We start from the raw sequence: 17,247 nt of genomic DNA, 5'->3' as shown, positions 1-17,247 counted from the left end.
CCGAAGGCTGCGATCTTTTGATTTTAAAAAAACAGGATCAAAAGATCGCAACCTTCGGCAGCTCCTACAGGAGGGGGCGTCAGATTGAGTGGGGTTTGCGCCCGGACACAAAATGGCTCACATCGTTGAACCCCGGTGTTGATGCATGCCCCGGCGTCACCAGCGAATCAATAAACGCTTCATCTTGCGCGGTGATCTTCACTGCCTGCGCCTTGGTGTACGCATCCCACTGTTCCTCAGTGCGTGGCCCGACGATCGCCGAGGTCACCGCGCTGTTGTTCAACACCCAGGCAATCGCGAATTCGACCATGCCAACGCCGCGTTGCTCGGTGTATTGCTGGATCTGCTGGGCGATGCGCAGCGACTCCACGCGCCATTCGGTTTCCAGAATGCGTTTGTCCTGACGTCCGGCGCGGCTGTTGGCGTCCGGTTTGATATCGGGCGCGTATTTGCCGCTGAGCACGCCACGGGCCAGCGGGCTGTAAGGCACTACGCCGAGACCGTAGGTTTGCGCTGCGGTTATTTGCTCGGTCTCGGCCTGCCGGTTGACGATGTTGTACAGCGGCTGGCTGATCACCGGGCGATCAATCCCGAGTTTGTCAGCAATGCGAACGGCCTCGGCAATGCGCCAACCACGGTAATTGGACAGGCCCCAATAGCGAATCTTGCCCTGGCGAATCAGATCGCCAATCGCCGAAACAGTCACTTCCAGCGGCGTGTTGTGGTCTTCGCGGTGCAGGTAATAGATGTCGAGATAATCGGTGCCGAGCCGGGTCAGGCTGGCCTCCAGGCCGTTGAAAATGTGTTTGCGGCTCAAACCGCTGCGGTTCGGCACGCCGTCCGCCGGGCCGAAACCGACTTTGCTCGCCAGTACCCATTCGTGGCGATGGCGGGCAATCGCTTCGCCGACGATTTCTTCCGAACGACCGTTGGTGTAGACGTCGGCGGTATCAATGAAGTTGATGCCTTGATCCCAGGCCTTGTCGATGATGCGCAGCGAGTCCTCGGTGCTGGTCTGCTCGCCAAACATCATCGTGCCCAGGGTGAGGGTGGACACCCGCAGCCCCGAGTGACCCAGTGTGCGATAGCTCATGCCGAAATCCTTTGGTCGGTGGGAAAGCTTTAATCAAATACCAGAAGCGCTGTGCAGGGCAAAGTGAATTATTGTGCCTTTTAAACGCAAAAAGATCGCAGCCTGCGGCAGCTCCTACATGAGACCGTGATCCCCTGTAGGAGCTGCCGAAGGCTGCGATCTTTTGACTTTTTATTAAGCCCGCAACGTCCGCGTCATCCGCAACGCCAACAGACTCCCGCCCACAATCACGCCCGCCAGCAGATACAACGCTGCATCGGTCGACCCGGTGCTGTCCTTGACCCAACCGACCAGATACGGACTGAGGAACCCAGCCATTTGCCCCATCGAGTTGATCAGCGCCAAGCCACCGGCAGCCGCACCGGCACTCAACATCGCCGTTGGCACAGGCCAGAACATCGGCAGGCCGGTCAGCGCGCCCATGGTCGCAATGGTCAGGCCGAGAATGGCAATGGCCGGGTTAGCGGCGAAATTCACCGCAATCACCAGACCGATCGCGCCCATCAACATCGGCACCACCAGGTGCCAGCGGCGTTCTTTGCGCAAGTCTGCCGAACGCCCGACGACCAGCATGAACACCGCCGCCAGCAGGTACGGAATCGCACTCAGCCAGCCGATCACCAGGTTGTCGCTGAAACCGAGGTTTTTGATGATCGACGGCAGCCAGAAGTTGATCGCGTACACACCACTCTGGATGCAGAAGTAGATCAGACCGAAGGCCCAGATCGCCGGGTTCTTGAACACTGCCAGCAGCGAGTCCGAGGTGGTTTTCGGTTTGTTCGCCAGGTCTTCAGCCTGATCCGCCTCCAGCACCGCGCGTTCATGCGGGGTCAGCCATTTGGCATGGGCGAAGCTGTCGCTGAGGAGGAAATAGGCCAGGGCGCCAAGGATCACGGTCGGAATGCCCTGTAGCAGAAACATCCACTGCCAGCCGGCCAGACCGCCCTGTCCGGCGGCGAAGTGATTGAGGATCCAGCCAGAGAACGGGCTGCCGAGCAAACCCGAGACCGGGATGGCCGACATGAACAGCGCCATGATCCGGCCACGGCGGAAGGTCGGGAACCACTGCGAGAGGTACAGCACGACGCCCGGGAAGAAGCCCGCTTCGGCGGCCCCGGTGAACAGTCGCAGGGTGTAAAACTCGGTCGGTGTGGTGACGAACAACAGACACGTGGACAGCGTGCCCCAGGTGATCATCATCACGGCAATCCAGCGTCGTGGACCGAACTTGGTCAACGCCAGGTTGCTCGGTACGCCGCACAGCACGTAGCCGATGAAGAAAATCCCGGCGCCAAGGCCGTACACGGTTTCGCTGAATTTCAGTGCGTCGAGCATCTGCAGTTTGGCAAATCCAACGTTGACCCGGTCGAGGTAGTTGAACAAGTAGCAGATGAAGATGAAGGGGATCAAGCGCAGGGTGATGCGCTTGTAAACGGCATTTTTATCGTCTTCTTTGGTCTGGGTAGCTGCGGCGCTGTGCGACATAGCGGCTCTCTCTTTATTATGATTTTTTGCGATACAAAGCGTAACGTTGATCGCCCTGAGAGTCTCGGCCACCATTGGCAGGATTGTCTTTGTGCCTGAGCACAGGGTTTACCGCCAGACCCTGTGCGGGTGAACAACCCGTCCGCGCGTGTTTTCAAGGATTTACAGACTATGTTCGAACTCGATCACGACCTCGCTCAAGACATCGTCGACCGGGCCATGGCCATTTTGCCCTACAACGTCAACGTGATGGACAGTCAGGGATTGATCCTCGGCAGTGGCGAGCCGGAACGCATCAACACCCGCCACGAAGGCGCGCAACTGGTGCTGGCCAACAGCCGAGTGGTGGAGATCGACGCGCAGACGGCGGTGCACCTCAAAGGCGTGCAGCCAGGGATCAATCTGCCGTTGTTGCTCGATCAGCGCCTGATCGGCGTACTGGGCATCACCGGCGAGCCCGAGCAACTGCGCACGTACGCCGAGCTCGTGCGCATGACCGCCGAGATGCTGGTCGGCCAGCGCAATCAACAGGCCGAACAGCAATGGCGGCGGCAGCGTTGCGATGATCTGCTGGCGTTGCTGTTGAGCGAGGCGGGCGATTCACCGCGCCTGTTTGACGAAGCGCAGCAACTGGGGCTCAAACCGCAATTGACGCGGGTGCCGTACTTGTTCGAGTTGGGGCTGGAACATGGGCCGGCGCAAACCGTCGACGCGCTGAGCGCCTGGCTGACGTCGCGCTATCCCGACAGTTGGTGCGTGAGTTCGGCGAAATCGTCACTGCTGTGGTGTCGCCCGGCCAGCCAGAACGTCGAGCATGATCGTTTGCTGGAAAAACTCGATGGCATGGGCTGGAACATTTTGCGCATTGCCGTGGGTGGCCAGGCTGAAGGCCTGCTCGGTTTGCGCCGGTGTTATCGCCGGGTCGGTGACTTGCTGGCCTACGGGCGAGACGTACTGCCGCATTCACGGCTGCTGACGCTCAATCGCTATCGGCTGCCGGTGATGTTGTGGCGCCATCGCAACGATGATGCGCTGGATGAACTGCTCAAGCCGCTGCGCAAGGTGATCGCCAAGGACAGCAATGGCCAGTTGTTGGCCACGCTGCGCACCTGGTGCGAGCACGACGGCCAAAGCCAGGCATGCGCCGATGCACTGGGCATCCACCGCAACAGCCTGCGTTACCGGATGGAGCGGATTGCCGAACTCAGTGGCGTCGACCCGCTGCGGCTGGACGGCATGCTGGCGCTGTACCTCGGGGTGCAGCTCCTGCCCCAGACTGATGTGCCTATCTGAGGTGTTCTTGAGGACGCCATCGCTGGCAAGCCAGCTCCCACAGGTTTTGCTGTGTTCACAAATAACGTGTCAACACAAACCCTGTGGGAGCTGGCTTGCCAGCGATGAGGCCATGAGACCCAACGTCAATTCCACTGCCTTGTATAAATGAACAATAAACGTCTGTGCAAATTGTGCAGCGGACAGGCGTCAATGTGCATGCCGACTGGCAGCATGAGGGGCATTGGAACTGGAGAATCATCATGAAGATCGTCATCGCCCCCGATTCGTTCAAGGACAGCCTGAGTGCCCAAGGCGTCGCCGAGGCCATTGCCCGAGGCCTGGCGCAAGTGTGGCCACAGGCAACGCTGGTCAAATGCCCGATGGCCGATGGTGGCGAGGGCACGGTCGAGTCGATTCTTGCTGCCTGTGAAGGCGAACTGCGCCGCACCCGCGTGCGTGGCCCGCTCGGCGCGCCGGTTGACGCCGCGTGGGGCTGGTTGCCGCACAACCACACCGCAATCATCGAAATGGCTGAGGCCAGTGGCTTGCAACTGGTGCCAACCGGGCAGCGCGATGCCTGCGTCAGCAGCACGTTTGGCACCGGCGAGTTGATTCGTGCAGCGCTGGATGCCGGCGCGCAGCGGGTCATTCTGGCGATTGGCGGCAGCGCCACCAATGACGCGGGCGCCGGCGCGATGCAGGCGTTGGGCATCAAGCTGCTCGATGCACAAAATCAGTCGCTGGTGCCCGGCGGCCTCGCGTTGGCGCAACTGGCGCGGCTTGATCTGCGCGAACTGGATCCGCGACTGGCGCAGGTGCGGTTCGACATCGCTGCCGACGTCAACAATCCGCTGTGTGGCCCGCACGGCGCCTCGGCGATCTTCGGTCCGCAGAAAGGCGCATCGCCCGCGCAGGTTGAGCAACTCGATCAGGCCTTGGGCCACTTTGCTGACCTGTGCGCGCAGGCGCTGGACAAAGACGTTCGTGAAGAACCCGGCTGCGGCGCGGCGGGCGGTCTGGGTTTCGCCGCCAAAGCGTTTCTCGGGGCGCAATTCCAGGCTGGCGTCGAAGTGGTGGCCGAACTGGTCGGCCTGGCCGAAGCTGTCAAAGGCGCGGATCTGGTGATCACCGGCGAAGGTCGGTTCGACGCACAAACCCTGCGCGGCAAAACCCCGTTTGGCGTGGCACGGATCGCCAAACAACAAAACGTGCCGGTGATCGTCATTGCCGGGATGTTGGGCGAGGGTTATCAAGACCTCTATGCGCATGGCATCGATGCCGCGTTTGCCGTGACCAGCGGCCCGATGACACTGGATAAGGCCTGCGCCGAAGCACCACGCCTGCTGAGCGAACGCGCCACCGACATCGCCCGCGTCTGGCAACTCGCCAAACCCTGACCCAACCCCTGTAGGAGCTGCCGAAGGCTGCGATCTTTTGATCTTGCTTTACAAAAACAGGATCAAAAGATCGCAGCCTTCGGCAGCTCCTACATGTGGGGTGAACACTGTTTCATTGTTGTAACACCCTGAAAAATACTTGCTCTTGACCCGCAATCTCCCTCAAGCCTGGCCGATACAGCTAACAGGCGCGCACAAAGACTTCCCAAAACAGTGACGCCGGACTGAAGCCCTCTCAAGGGCCAGTGATCACGGCAAGGACGCTCGTAGTTTCTATCATCCGAGAGTCCAACTATGTCCTTGCGTAACCTGAACATCGCGCCCCGTGCCTTCCTCGGTTTTGCCTTCATCGCCCTGTTGGTGATTGTGCTCGGCGTGTTCGCCGTCAACCGCATGTCGATCATCCGCCAGGCCTCGGTCGACATGGACTCGACGCAGCTGCCCAGCGTGACTCATCTCAGCGTGGTGACGGAAAACGTCCTGCGCCTGCGCATTCTGTCGTTCCGCATATTGGTCAACCGCGAAGCCGCCGGTTTGCAGGAAGCACAAACGCGCATTGCCGCCCTGGTCGACAAGGTTCGCGCCGCCCAGGCCAGTTATGCCGCGTTGCCGGCCGGCCCGGAAGAGCGCGCGCTGTACCAGACCTTCGCCAATACCCTGGACAACTACCTGCAAGCGCAGAATCAAATGATGGACCTGTCGCGTCAGGACAAACTCGATGAGATGCGCAACCTGATCAATACGCGAATCAAGGACGGCACCGATCAGATGGGCGAACAGCTGAACAAACTGATCGCCATCAACGCTGCCGACGCCAAAGCCGCGTCGATCCAGGCCGGTGAGCACTACGACAGCGCCATCACCGGGATTATCATCGTCGCGCTGGTGGCGGCCATGGCCACCGTGTTGCTCGCCTGGCTGCTGACCCGCAGCATCGTCACGCCGCTGAATCGCGCAGTCGCCGCCGCGCAAACCATCGCGGGCGGCAACCTGACCAAACTCATTGAGGTCGACGGCAACGACGAACCGGCGCGCCTGCTCCAAGCGCTGGCTGCGATGCAGAGCAACCTGCGCAAAACCATCGAGCAGATCGCCGGTTCCGCCACGCAACTGGGCGCCGCCGCCGAAGAACTCAGCGCCGTGACTGAAGAAGCCTCACGCGGCCTGCAACAACAGAACAATGAAATCGAGCAAGCCGCCACGGCCGTCAACGAAATGACCGCCGCTGTGGAAGAAGTCGCGCGTAACGCCGTCTCGACCTCAGAAGCCTCGAACCAGTCGACCCACGCCGCGCGTGAAGGTCGCGATCAAGTGGTGAAAACCGTTGATGCGATCCAGACCATGACCCATGACGTGCAGAACACCGCGCAAATGATCGAAGGCCTCGCGGCGCAAGGGCGCGACATCGGCAAGGTGCTCGACGTGATCCGCGCCATTGCCGAACAGACCAACCTGCTGGCCCTCAACGCGGCGATCGAAGCGGCGCGTGCCGGTGAAGCCGGGCGCGGTTTCGCCGTGGTGGCGGACGAGGTGCGCGCCTTGGCCCATCGCACCGCGCAGTCGACCCAGGAAATCGAAAAAATGGTCGCCGGCATCCAGAACGGCACCGGCGAAGCGGTTTCGTCGATGCAGCAGAGCAACCAGCGCACGCAGTCGACGTTGGAAATGGCCCGCGCCGCTGGCGTGGCGCTGGAACAGATCACCCAGTCGATCCATCAGATCAACGAGCGCAATCTGGTTATCGCCAGTGCGTCGGAAGAGCAGGCGCAAGTTTCGCGCGAGGTCGATCGCAACCTGGTCAACATCCGCGACCTGGCCACGCAATCGGCCGCCGGAGCCAACCAGACCAGCGCCGCGACGCATGAACTGTCACGTCTGGCGGTGGATTTGAATGCCATGGTGGCGCGTTTTGTGATTTGAGATAGGGTGAAGGCTGGAGACCGCGCAATCAGGAGACGTACATGCGCTATTCAGCCTTGACCCAACGAATCGCCGGGGAAGGAGCAGCAGCCTGGCAGATTCACGACCGAGCGCTGGAGTTGCGCGCCGAGGGTGTCGATATCCTGCTGCTGACGGTGGGTGATCCGGATTTCGATACGCCGCTGCCGATTATCCACGGGGCCATCGATAGCCTGTTGGCGGGCGATACCCATTATTCCGAAGTGCGCGGCCGCGTGGCGCTGCGCAAGCTGATCGCCGGGCGCCATCGGGCGCGCAGCGGTCAGGCGGTCGATGCCGACCATGTGATCATCATGCCCGGCGCGCAATGCGCGGTGTATTCAGTGGCGCAGTGTCTGCTCGATCCGGGTGATGAAGTGATCGTCGCCGAGCCGATGTATGTCACCTACGAAGGGGTGTTCGGCGCGTGCGGGGCGACGGTAGTGCCAGTGCCGGTGAAACCGGAAAACGGTTTTCGGGTCGATCCTGCTGATGTCGCTGCACGTATTACCCCGAAAACCCGCGCGCTGTTGCTCAACAGCCCGAACAATCCCTCCGGCGCGAGCCTGTCTTTGCTGATCTGGCAGGAATTGGCAGCGCTGTGCATTCGTCATGACCTGTGGCTGATCAGCGATGAGGTCTACAGCGACCTTTTGTATGAAGGCGAGCACATCAGCCCGGCAAGCCTGCCGGGCATGGCCGAACGCACGGCGACTATCAACAGCCTGTCGAAATCCCATGCCATGACCGGCTGGCGCATCGGCTGGATGATCGGCCCCAAGCCGTTGGCGGAACATCTGGTCAATCTGTCGCTGAGCATGTTGTTCGGCCTGCCGGATTTTGTGCAAAAAGCTGCGGAGGTGGCGCTGAAGTCGGACCTGCCGGAAGTGACGCAGATGCGCGAAGAATATCGCTTGCGCCGGGATCTGGTGTGCGAGCGTTTGCACGGTTGTCCGGGGCTGTATCCGATTCGTCCGGATGGCGGCATGTTTGTGATGGTCGATGTGCGCCAGACCGGGCTTGGCGCGCAGGCATTCGCCGAGCGCTTGCTGGAAGGTTACGGCGTGTCGGTGCTGGCCGGCGAGGCATTCGGCCCGAGCGCGGCGGGGCATATTCGTCTGGGATTGGTGCTGGATCGGGTGAAACTCGCCGATGCCTGCGCGCGGATTGCGCTGTGTGCGGCGCAGCTTCTACAGGCGCGCAGTGCCTGATGGTTATAGGTCGGCGGTACTGGCCTCATCGCTGGCAAGCCAGCTCCCACAGGATTTTGTGTCGTTCTCAAATGTAATCAACACTGAAAAACCTGTGGGAGCTGGCTTGCCAGCGATGAGGCCCAATAAGGCAATGAAATTCTCAGCCCTGCCAAGCCGATGAATTCACCAGATTCCCCGGTTTCTCTCCACTCAACGCCGCCAACAAGTTCTCCACCGCACACCGCGCCATCGCCTCACGCGTTTCATGCGTCGCCGAGCCCATGTGCGGCGTCGCCACTACGTTATCAAGCTGCAACAACGGCGATGCCTGATCCAGTGGCTCGCGCTCGAACACATCCAGCCCCGCCGCGCGAATGCGCTTTTCGCGCAGCGCATCAATCATCGCGGCCTCATCAACAACCTTGCCCCGCGAGATGTTGATAAAGATGCTCTCCGGGCGCATCAACGCAAACTGCTCAGCCCCGATCAAACTCTCTGTCTGCGCCGTCAACGGCAAGGTCAGGCAAATGAAATCCGCCTGCTGCAGCAAGTCTTCAAGGCTTCGATAATGCGCAGCAAAACGCGCCTCGACCGCCGGTTTGCGCGACTGACTGTGATAGATCACCGGCATGCCAAAGCCGAAATGGCCACGTTGGGCCAATGCCTCGCCAATGCGGCCCATGCCGATGATCCCCAGCGTCTTGCCGTGCACATCGGTGCCAAAGTGCGCGGGGCCGATATTGCGTTGCCACTGGCCGTTGCGCACCAGGTTCGCCAGTTCCACCACACGTCGGGCGGCGGCGAGGACCAAGGCGAAGCCAGTGTCAGCAGTGGTTTCGGTGAGGACGTCCGGGGTGTTGGTGAGCATGATCTGCCTTGCGTTCAGGTAGGCGATGTCGTAGTTGTCGACGCCCACCGAAACGCTGGCAATCGCTTCAAGCTGCGGCGCCAGATCGAGCAACGCCGCATCGAGTTTCAGACTGGCGCCGAGCAGACCGTGGGCATGGGGCAGGGCGTCGCGCAGTTGCATGAGGCCGTCGGGGTCGAGGCTTTCGATCAGTGTTACTTCGCACTGTTCTTGCAGGCGCGCCATCAGCGCTGGCGAGAGTTTCTTGTACAACACGACGTGTTTTTTCATGGCAAAAGTCTCTTCAGGAATGGGCCGGTACATGGCGCGTAGTCACGGCTTTGGCCACCACGCGATCACTCGCGCCGGGCTTGAGGAAAATCGTCAGCACCACCGACAGCAACAACGCGCCGCTCATCAACAGGTAGGATGCGCCGGGCGAACCGGTGGTGCTGTTCAGGTAACCGACCAGGTACGAGCCGCCGAATGAACCGAGCGCGCCCATGCTGTTGATCAGCGCCATCGCGCCGCCGGCGACGTTGGCGGGGAGAATCTCCGGGACGATGGCAAAGAACGGCCCGTACGGTGCGTACATGCAGGCGCCGGCAATCACCAGCAAGGTGTAAGACCACCAGAAATGTTCAGCGCCCAGCGCGTACGAACCGTAGAAAGCGATCGATGCGATCAGCAGCGGCGGCCAGACGAAGCGTTTGCGTTTCTGCAACTTGTCCGAACCCCACGACACCGCCAGCATGCCGATCACCGCCGCCAGATACGGCAGCGCCGACAGCCAGCCGGCCTCGATCATGTCCATTTGCGCGCCGGCCTTGAGGATCGACGGCAGCCACAGCACAAAGCCGTACACGCCGATGCTCCAGCAGAAAAACTGCAACGCCAGAATAATCACCTTTGGCGAACGGAAGGCCTCGGCGTAGTTTTTCACCGCCTTGATGCCAACCTGTTCGGCTGCCAGGGCGCTTTCCAGATCCTGCTTTTCCTGGTCGTTGAGCCACTTGGCCTCGGACGGACGATCATCGGCCAGGCGCCACCAGATAAACGCCCAAAGCACTGCCGGCAAACCTTCGATGATAAACATCCAGCGCCAGCTGAAATGCTGCACCAGATACCCCGAGACCACCGACATCCACAGCATGGTCACCGGGTTGCCGAGGATCAGGAAAGTGTTGGCTCGCGAGCGTTCGGCGCGGGTGAACCAGTGGCACAGGTACACCAGCATCGCCGGCATCACAGCGGCTTCAACCACGCCGAGCATGAAGCGGATGACGATCAGCCAATAGGCGTTGGAGACCACGCCGGTCAACGTGGCGAGGCCGCCCCAGAGAATCAGGCTGACGAATATCAGTTTCTTCACGCTGTGCTTTTGCGCATAGATTGCGCCCGGCACCTGGAAGAAAAAGTAACCGAGAAAGAACAGCGCGCCGAGCAGCGAAGACAGGCCCGGGGTGATCATCAGGTCTTCGGCCATCCCCGAGGCAGCGGCAAAACCGTAGTTGGCGCGGTCCAGATACGCCAGGCTGTAGGTGATGAATACGATTGGCATGATGTACCACCAGCGGCGGGTGGCGAGGGTCACGGTTTTCATGGTTTGTGGCTCCTGAGCTTGTTGTTTTTGTCGCAGCAGGTTCAATGAATGTTGTCTGTCAGGGCCTCATCGCTGGCAAGCCAGCTCCCACAGGGTTTTGGGGTGTATCAAAAGTTGTGTTTTTATCACCAAATCCTGTGGGAGCTGGCTTGCCAGCGATGGCGGCCTCAAACTCAACGGACAATTCCAGACGGGTTGGAAGGCCCTCCATATCCCCGCGACTCTGCACGGCGCGGCTGCCAATCCAGTTCGCACGCTGCACCGCCTCGGCAAAACTCTGATGCTCCAGCAAGGCACTGATCATCCCGACCGCAAAGCCATCACCGGCACCCACCGTGTCGACGACGTGGGCCACCGGCACGCCGGCAACAAAACCCTGCGCCAACTGCGTGCGGTAATAGGCACCCTCCGGCCCAAGCTTGATCGCCACGGCCTCAGCGCCTTGATCGAGATAAAACGCGGCAATGTCGGCCGGGTCGTTGAAGCCGGTGAGCAAGCGACCTTCGCTCAATCCCGGCAGCACCCAGTGGGCGAGGGCGGCAAGGCGGTTGATCTCGATGATCATCTCGCGCTCGCTGGCCCACAGGCTCGGGCGCAGATTGGGGTCGAACGAGACGCTGCGTCCGGCGTTGCGCATGCGGCTCATCAATTCAACGGACATCTCCCGCGCCGAGGCTGACAGTGCCGGTGGAATGCCGGTGGCGTGCAGGTGACGGGCGCTGAGTAATTGCGCGGTGATCGACTGCGGCGAAAGATGGCTGGCCGCCGAGCCGCGACGGAAATACTCGACCTGCGGATCGCTGCCATCGTCACTGCGAGACTTCAACTGGAAACCGGTCGGGTGGGCGCTGTCGACCTCGACATGACTGCAATCCAGACCTTCTTTTGTCAGCGTTTCGACAACGAAGCGCCCGAGCGAGTCTTGACCGACCCGGCTCAGCCAAGTGACGTTGAAGCCCAGGCGCGACAGGCCAATGGCAACGTTGCTGTCGGCGCCGGCGATGCGCTTGTGAAATTGCTCGACCGCGGCCAGATCACCCGTTTGCTCGGCGACGAACATCGCCATGGTTTCGCCGAACGAGAGAATATCGATCTCAGACATGAGCAGGCTCCAGACTCGATTGGCCGAGGTGGGCGAGGGCGGCGACGTGTTCGCGGGTCAACTCGACCAGGTCCTCGCCTTGCAGCGGGTACTCGGCAGCGCGCATAACGCCTTGGGCCATGTGCCGCAGCAGTTGTTCCCACAGATGCAGATCGCTGACGGCGGGCGGCACGGCCACCAGTTTGCCGTCAGCGCGACGCGCCACGGCTTTGCAATGCACGTAACCGACGTGGCGGCCCAGCAGGCGCGCGGCGCTGGCGGCGGACTGGTCTTGCCATTGCCAGTTGCCAATGTCGAAAGTCATCTTGATCGGCAGGTTGTGCTGTTCGACGGCGGCGAAGAAGCGCTGGAACGGTTCGATTCGGCCGCCTTGCAGGGTCTGGTCGTTCTCCACCAGCAACTGCACCGGACTGTGCTTCAAACGTTCGGCCAGTGCCTGCAGATCGTTGGTGTCGGTGAAATAACCGAGCGACACCTTGAGCCACTTCGAGCCGAAGGTTTCGGCGTTGTGCAGCGCGGTGATCAGTTCGGGGTTGGGTTGCGCCTGACCGGCGAGCCACAGTTCAGTGGGCGACGAGTAGATGCTTTGCAGCCCTTGGGCCTGTGTAGCCTCAGCCAACTGGGCCGGGTCTTCGCGCGTCAGCAGCTCTTCGCGCCATTCAATGCGATCGGCCCCGGCCGTGGCGAGGATTTCGATGAATGCGCCTTGCCCGCGCTGGCGGACAAGTTCGGCGCCGTAGCTGGACAAACTGATGGAGACGGCAGGTTTATTCATTGTTATTGACCTCTGAAACCGGTTTCATTTTTGTTCAAAAAAATCAGGCAGTTTTGTGTTGTTCCTTCAAGCCCCATCGCTGGCAAGCCAGCTCCCACAGGTTCATGGGCGTGTACAAAAAATTGTTATACGACCCGGACACTGTGGGAGCTGGCTTGCCAGCGATAGCGTCAGCTCAAACACCGTCGCTCTGACGGGTCGACCCACGTTCAACCAGCACCGGTGCAAAATCCAGCACCCGCGCCGCCTCATCATCCCCGCGCAAGCGCTTGAGCAGACACTCAAACGCCCGCGCGCCAATCTCTTGTGTCGGCTGGGCCAGCGCGGTAATCCCGCTCCCCACCAACGGATACCAATCCAGATCATCCAGGGCGATCACCCCGATATCGTCGAATAAACGGCAACCGATCTCGCGCAATGCTTTGACGCAGGCCAGCGCTGCGACGCCATTGGCGCAAAACAGTGCTTTGGGGCCGGCCCCCGCTTTGTGCAAGAACGATTGAAGAGCGCCAGTCAAGTTGTCGCCGGTTTCCAAAACCGTTCCGCTTAGCAGTGATCGCTGGGCGATCTGCGCCTGAAAACTACTGACGCGCTCGACTCGCGAACTGGTGCCGTCGTACGGCTCGGTCACCAGCACCACGTCGCGATAGCCGCGCTGTTCGAGATGAGCGAGTGCCATCTCCACCGCTTGCGCGTTATTCAGGCCGACCATATCGCTGTCGAGCCCGGCGACCTTGCGATCCACCAACACCATTGGCATTTCGCGATGCAATTCATGCAACTCGTCGCGGTGGTGGCCAAGGGTGTTCACGATCAGCCCTTCGATGTTGTACGAGCGCAACAGCGCCAAATGCTGGCGCTCCTGCTCGTCATCGCGGTCGGTATTGCACACCACCAGGCTGTAGCCGAACGCACGGCAGGCGGTTTCCACCCCGTGCATCACGGCAATTGAATAAGGATTACGGATGTCGGCAACCAACATGCCGATCAGGCGCGTGCGCCCGCGTTTCAGGCCACGGGCCATCTGGTTGGGTTGGTAGCCGAGTTCGGCGATGGCTTGTTCGATGCGCGAGGCAATGGCATCGGAAAGCAGGGCGCGATCATCGCCTATGAAGCGCGAAACGCTGGCCTTGGAGACGCCGGCGCGCTCGGCAACATCAAGCATGGTGACACGGCTGCGCTGTGCGGCGGAGAAGTCATTCACATCGGTGGACCTTATTTTTGGGTGGTGCTGAAACCGGTTTCATAAGGCACCACTGTCAAGGTGTGCGTCAAGTGCTTTGAATAAAAGCGAAGTCGGTCCGTCGGTAAAAACCGACGAGCGGTATTAAAACCTGTCAGATCTGACAGTAGTCAACACCCGCTCAATCGTCGCTTAATCAACCCAGGATCAATTGAAGAAGTCTCGAACCTGACAAGTCCGACTTGGCGACGTCACTCATCCGATATGGGAAATCACTTGATAAAAGCCAGCAGGGCCAGGTCAGGAACGCGGGCGGCCGCCATAACGCTTGATGGCGTGAGTAATCCGGCCGGGATTATTCCTTATCCCATATTATTAAGTGGAACCATTGCACGTATACCGCGCTGGGAAGAGACATCGTTTGACGATCACTTGCAAGTTTTCTGGTTGCAGAATGGTAAAGAGGAACTTATCTATGAAAACAAATACCCGACAGGGATAGTTCCCGCAGAGGTCACGATACCGATCACTGCTGCGCGAATGTTGGTCGATGGCCAAGCCTTGATTTATTACATCGTGACCGCGTTTGAATTTCCCGACCGGTCGCCGCAGAAGCCGTTGATCATTGATCACACCCAGAGGCCCATCGAACCACTGCCAAGGCCCGGTTTTTCAAATTTGGATATTTATGGGTATTACACCTGCGGAACTCGCCCGGTATTGACGGCGGGTATTCATCTAAACATACCCGTGCAAACGTTGGCACTTGAAGGCGATAGGTTCTCACTCGAAGTTCAAGGATTTCGAAGTATCAATGGCTACCCTGGCGAACATGATGAGCACGTTGTGCCGGAAGCCAAGGCGACCTATTCCCGGGACTTGAGCATTGAGGAAATCGATCACGGGTTTGCCCAGTTCGTGGAGTTTGTTCCCTGTATTAAACCGTTGATAGATAACGATTCGATGACGGCGATTTATACGCTGGCTCGCAACGGGAAAATCATTGGCAGATCGATGGCCGCATTGGCCAGAGTTGACAGAGTTATCCCTGGTAATTTGCCTTGTTACGTCTGAAGTGTCCTCTTTGCAGGGCGGTGGGATAGTCATCGTGGCGAAGCAGATCTGACCCCGGGTTTTATCGGCAGAAGGAGTGAATGATATGACTGTGAAGGAAGATATAAAAAAACTATTACCAGGCAGTGGTTCTCGCTCTGGCCCCTTGGCCGATCCTCCCGAAATCAAAGGGCAGATCCCGGGCGACGGTAGAATACTGCTCGAAGAACTAAACAAACCGAGTATAAGTGTCACGATAATGGCGTTGAAAGACGGTCTGTTTGGCGGTGGCAAGGCTAGAGTGCTTGGCAATAAAAAGGGCCTGGGTGAAGTGCTGTTGGGCGAAGTCGATATTCCCGATGATTTCACTGGTTTTTTTCCACACGATATTCCAGTGGATACTACAAAAATCCCCGATGATCCCGGTATACCCGGCCCGACTGAGTATTTCTGCCGCTTTCACATCGAAGACGGGTTGGGGATTGAAGATAACTCAGATCCGATTGAATTCAGCGTCGACAAGAACCCTCCTTATTACGTAAAAAATCCTTATAGTCGAGCATCTCCGCCTTTTGCGGTTTTCAAGAATCTCGACGTCGCTGGCGGCGAGGTGATCAATGATGCGTGGGTAGTAAAAAATCCTGCTGGCCTGGTAGTCCAGATCGCCAAAGATTATCTGCATAATCAGGATAATGATCTCGTTACCTTTTGTGCTTCAAACCGGTCCGGCACGACTACTACAATGCCAGTCGTCTATCCCCGTGGCGTTTTTCCGAAGGCCGCAGGGGCAACTTCGGGTGAGTTCACAGTCCCTGTCGATGTGCTTAAAACACTCCCCAACGGCGGACTTTATCATCGCTATGTCTTGCATGATGCGCCGTTGAATAAATCACTGGACTCTGTATTGGCGGGCGCTCCAACCTTACCGATTGCATTTTTGCCGCCGCCGATACTGAAACCGTTGAGAGTTCCGGCGGCGGGGCCGACGCATTCAGAGGAAATCAGCCTTGGCACATTTTTGCCCGTTGGAACCAAAATATATGTATTGATTGATTATCCGGATAACGGCGATCCGAAAGATGTGATAACGGTATCCATTAAAGGCCCAACGGGAGCGCCGAAAGTGGTTGGAACCGATGATCTGGGGAGTAAACCGGGTCCCTTGCCGTTCAACCTGTCCTATGACATTTTGGATGAAGTAACAACTGGGGCAACAGGTGAAGTCACTGTACAGCTGTCTTATACGTTAAAACGGGGAACCAATACGGCAATTGATTCACCTGAAACATCATTATTTGTGAATTTTGTATTTCCCGGGCCAGAGCCAGATCTTCTGCCGGATCTGGATAACGATAATTTGCTTCCTGTTGAAATCAAGGGTCAGGCGGGGGCTGGTGCCCTGAACCATCTGACGACAGCGGATATTGACAAACCTGTACGCTTCACTGCAACCCGATGGACGGGGGTTCCCAACCTTCTAGAAGACGCGTTGATTACGTTTTGGTGGGCTGGGAATAGCGTAGGCAATGAAACAATGACCAACGCCGATACATCAGTATTCATCGATGTGGATTTTTCGCTTATTTCAGAAGCAGGCCTCGGCACCGTTGCGGCTTATTACACCATTGAATATCCGGGCAACCCCAATATCATGCGCCAGGCACCTGCCACTGACGTATTGGTAGAAACGTTTCAAATCAGCTTGCTGGACCACAAAGGCCCGCCGTTTATCGAGTTGGGTGCAAAACGCTACATCACCTGCAAAACGATGGTGCCTCGAACAGTTACTGGCGGTGTAACAACCGTACCGCCGCTTAAAGTCTCGGTGCCTGGCGGGCAGCGCGATGCACCATCAGGCCGTGAAGTAACAATGCGCATGCAAGGATGGGAAAAAGACGACGCTACCGGTCCCATTACGGGCGTTGATTTCACGCAAGCCCTGCCTATGCCAGCAGGGAACGCGGATCTTGTTTTTGAAATGGATTATAAGCTTTTCAAAGACATTCAAGAGGCAACCCCGCCGACCAATCCGGTTACATTTCATTACGCGCAAATCTGGTATGAAATAGACTTGGGAGGCACTAAGTTCAACTCGAAAAAAGAGATGCATCCTGTTCGGGTTCGCAATAGCAGCCTTCTTTATTGTGATGATTTGGGCGCGGGGAGTGACGGTTAACCCGTAGTGGAAGCCTCAACCAGTGCCTTGGTACTGGTTGGGGCGCCCTGATTGCACTGCCTATCAATAAAACACTCCTGTGCCAATGCACCTCTAAGATTCGCCCTTCAAAGAAGTAGGACTATTC

General features: G+C 58.7%; 13 protein-coding genes. 6 read left to right on the top strand and 7 right to left on the bottom strand.

The window, feature by feature from the left end; genetic code table 11:
- Positions 1 to 79: 79 nt before the first annotated feature.
- Positions 80 to 1,093, bottom strand: a complete 1,014-nt coding sequence (locus ACQ4MY_RS04105) for an aldo/keto reductase (protein WP_440093894.1) — start codon at positions 1,091 to 1,093, stop codon at positions 80 to 82.
- A gap of 174 nt (positions 1,094 to 1,267) precedes the next feature.
- Positions 1,268 to 2,578 carry an MFS transporter gene (locus tag ACQ4MY_RS04100; RefSeq protein ID WP_008082649.1) on the bottom strand — a complete coding sequence of 437 codons (1,311 nt, stop codon included), beginning with the start codon at positions 2,576 to 2,578 and terminating at the stop codon, positions 1,268 to 1,270.
- A 171-nt stretch (positions 2,579 to 2,749) separates the two neighbouring features.
- On the opposite strand from ACQ4MY_RS04100, the gene ACQ4MY_RS04095 reads away from it, so the two are divergent.
- From ACQ4MY_RS04095 to ACQ4MY_RS04080, 4 genes are all read left to right on the top strand, one after another.
- Entirely contained in the window at positions 2,750 to 3,871 is a 1,122-nt protein-coding gene (locus tag ACQ4MY_RS04095; protein WP_440093892.1) for a sugar diacid recognition domain-containing protein, read from the top strand.
- Positions 3,872 to 4,113: 242 nt separating this feature from the next.
- Positions 4,114 to 5,250, top strand: a complete 1,137-nt coding sequence (locus ACQ4MY_RS04090) for a glycerate kinase (protein WP_440093890.1) — start codon at positions 4,114 to 4,116, stop codon at positions 5,248 to 5,250.
- A gap of 294 nt (positions 5,251 to 5,544) precedes the next feature.
- On the top strand, positions 5,545 to 7,170 hold the full coding sequence (locus ACQ4MY_RS04085) for a methyl-accepting chemotaxis protein (RefSeq protein ID WP_440093888.1): 1,626 nt from the start codon (positions 5,545 to 5,547) through the stop codon (positions 7,168 to 7,170).
- A gap of 41 nt (positions 7,171 to 7,211) precedes the next feature.
- A complete protein-coding gene (locus ACQ4MY_RS04080) occupies positions 7,212 to 8,399 on the top strand; it encodes a pyridoxal phosphate-dependent aminotransferase (RefSeq protein WP_440093886.1) in 1,188 nt (395 codons plus the stop codon).
- A 142-nt stretch (positions 8,400 to 8,541) separates the two neighbouring features.
- On the opposite strand, the gene ACQ4MY_RS04075 is transcribed toward ACQ4MY_RS04080, so the two are convergent.
- From ACQ4MY_RS04075 to ACQ4MY_RS04055, 5 genes are all read right to left on the bottom strand, one after another.
- Positions 8,542 to 9,519 (bottom strand): 2-hydroxyacid dehydrogenase, encoded by a 978-nt coding sequence (locus tag ACQ4MY_RS04075; protein ID WP_440093885.1) that lies wholly within the window; start codon positions 9,517 to 9,519, stop codon positions 8,542 to 8,544.
- 13 nt (positions 9,520 to 9,532) lie between these two features.
- Entirely contained in the window at positions 9,533 to 10,831 is a 1,299-nt protein-coding gene (locus tag ACQ4MY_RS04070) for an MFS transporter (RefSeq protein ID WP_440093884.1), read from the bottom strand.
- A gap of 58 nt (positions 10,832 to 10,889) precedes the next feature.
- Positions 10,890 to 11,933 carry a sugar kinase gene (locus ACQ4MY_RS04065; RefSeq protein WP_440093883.1) on the bottom strand — a complete coding sequence of 348 codons (1,044 nt, stop codon included), beginning with the start codon at positions 11,931 to 11,933 and terminating at the stop codon, positions 10,890 to 10,892.
- Positions 11,926 to 12,708: a sugar phosphate isomerase/epimerase family protein gene (locus ACQ4MY_RS04060; protein WP_008082635.1), complete on the bottom strand. Its 783-nt coding sequence runs from the start codon at positions 12,706 to 12,708 to the stop codon at positions 11,926 to 11,928. Before ACQ4MY_RS04060 ends, ACQ4MY_RS04065 begins: the two co-directional genes overlap by 8 nt.
- Before the next feature lie 175 nt (positions 12,709 to 12,883).
- Positions 12,884 to 13,912 carry a LacI family DNA-binding transcriptional regulator gene (locus tag ACQ4MY_RS04055; RefSeq protein ID WP_440093881.1) on the bottom strand — a complete coding sequence of 343 codons (1,029 nt, stop codon included), beginning with the start codon at positions 13,910 to 13,912 and terminating at the stop codon, positions 12,884 to 12,886.
- A 255-nt stretch (positions 13,913 to 14,167) separates the two neighbouring features.
- On the opposite strand from ACQ4MY_RS04055, the gene ACQ4MY_RS04050 reads away from it, so the two are divergent.
- Together ACQ4MY_RS04050 and ACQ4MY_RS04045 are read left to right on the top strand one after the other, a co-directional pair.
- Positions 14,168 to 14,965, top strand: coding sequence for a hypothetical protein (locus tag ACQ4MY_RS04050; RefSeq protein ID WP_440093880.1), 798 nt, complete (start codon positions 14,168 to 14,170; stop codon positions 14,963 to 14,965).
- An 85-nt stretch (positions 14,966 to 15,050) separates the two neighbouring features.
- Positions 15,051 to 17,120: a hypothetical protein gene (locus ACQ4MY_RS04045; RefSeq protein ID WP_440093878.1), complete on the top strand. Its 2,070-nt coding sequence runs from the start codon at positions 15,051 to 15,053 to the stop codon at positions 17,118 to 17,120.
- Positions 17,121 to 17,247 lie beyond the last annotated feature (127 nt).

Source organism: Pseudomonas sp. SM4 (assembly GCF_051913165.1).
Classification (GTDB): domain Bacteria; phylum Pseudomonadota; class Gammaproteobacteria; order Pseudomonadales; family Pseudomonadaceae; genus Aquipseudomonas.
The sequence above is the reverse complement of the archived record's forward strand: the minus strand, read 5'-3'. Positions and strand labels throughout refer to the sequence as shown.

Excerpts from the sequence above, each read along its gene's own strand:
- ACQ4MY_RS04105 (WP_440093894.1), bottom strand. The coding sequence starts at position 1,093 with ATGAGCTATCGCACACTGGGTCACTCGGGGCTGCGGGTGTCCACCCTC.
- ACQ4MY_RS04100 (WP_008082649.1), bottom strand. The coding sequence starts at position 2,578 with ATGTCGCACAGCGCCGCAGCTACCCAGACCAAAGAAGACGATAAAAAT.
- ACQ4MY_RS04095 (WP_440093892.1), top strand. The coding sequence starts at position 2,750 with ATGTTCGAACTCGATCACGACCTCGCTCAAGACATCGTCGACCGGGCC.
- ACQ4MY_RS04090 (WP_440093890.1), top strand. The coding sequence starts at position 4,114 with ATGAAGATCGTCATCGCCCCCGATTCGTTCAAGGACAGCCTGAGTGCC.
- ACQ4MY_RS04085 (WP_440093888.1), top strand. The coding sequence starts at position 5,545 with ATGTCCTTGCGTAACCTGAACATCGCGCCCCGTGCCTTCCTCGGTTTT.
- ACQ4MY_RS04080 (WP_440093886.1), top strand. The coding sequence starts at position 7,212 with ATGCGCTATTCAGCCTTGACCCAACGAATCGCCGGGGAAGGAGCAGCA.
- ACQ4MY_RS04075 (WP_440093885.1), bottom strand. The coding sequence starts at position 9,519 with ATGAAAAAACACGTCGTGTTGTACAAGAAACTCTCGCCAGCGCTGATG.
- ACQ4MY_RS04070 (WP_440093884.1), bottom strand. The coding sequence starts at position 10,831 with ATGAAAACCGTGACCCTCGCCACCCGCCGCTGGTGGTACATCATGCCA.
- ACQ4MY_RS04065 (WP_440093883.1), bottom strand. The coding sequence starts at position 11,933 with ATGTCTGAGATCGATATTCTCTCGTTCGGCGAAACCATGGCGATGTTC.
- ACQ4MY_RS04060 (WP_008082635.1), bottom strand. The coding sequence starts at position 12,708 with ATGAATAAACCTGCCGTCTCCATCAGTTTGTCCAGCTACGGCGCCGAA.
- ACQ4MY_RS04045 (WP_440093878.1), top strand. The coding sequence starts at position 15,051 with ATGACTGTGAAGGAAGATATAAAAAAACTATTACCAGGCAGTGGTTCT.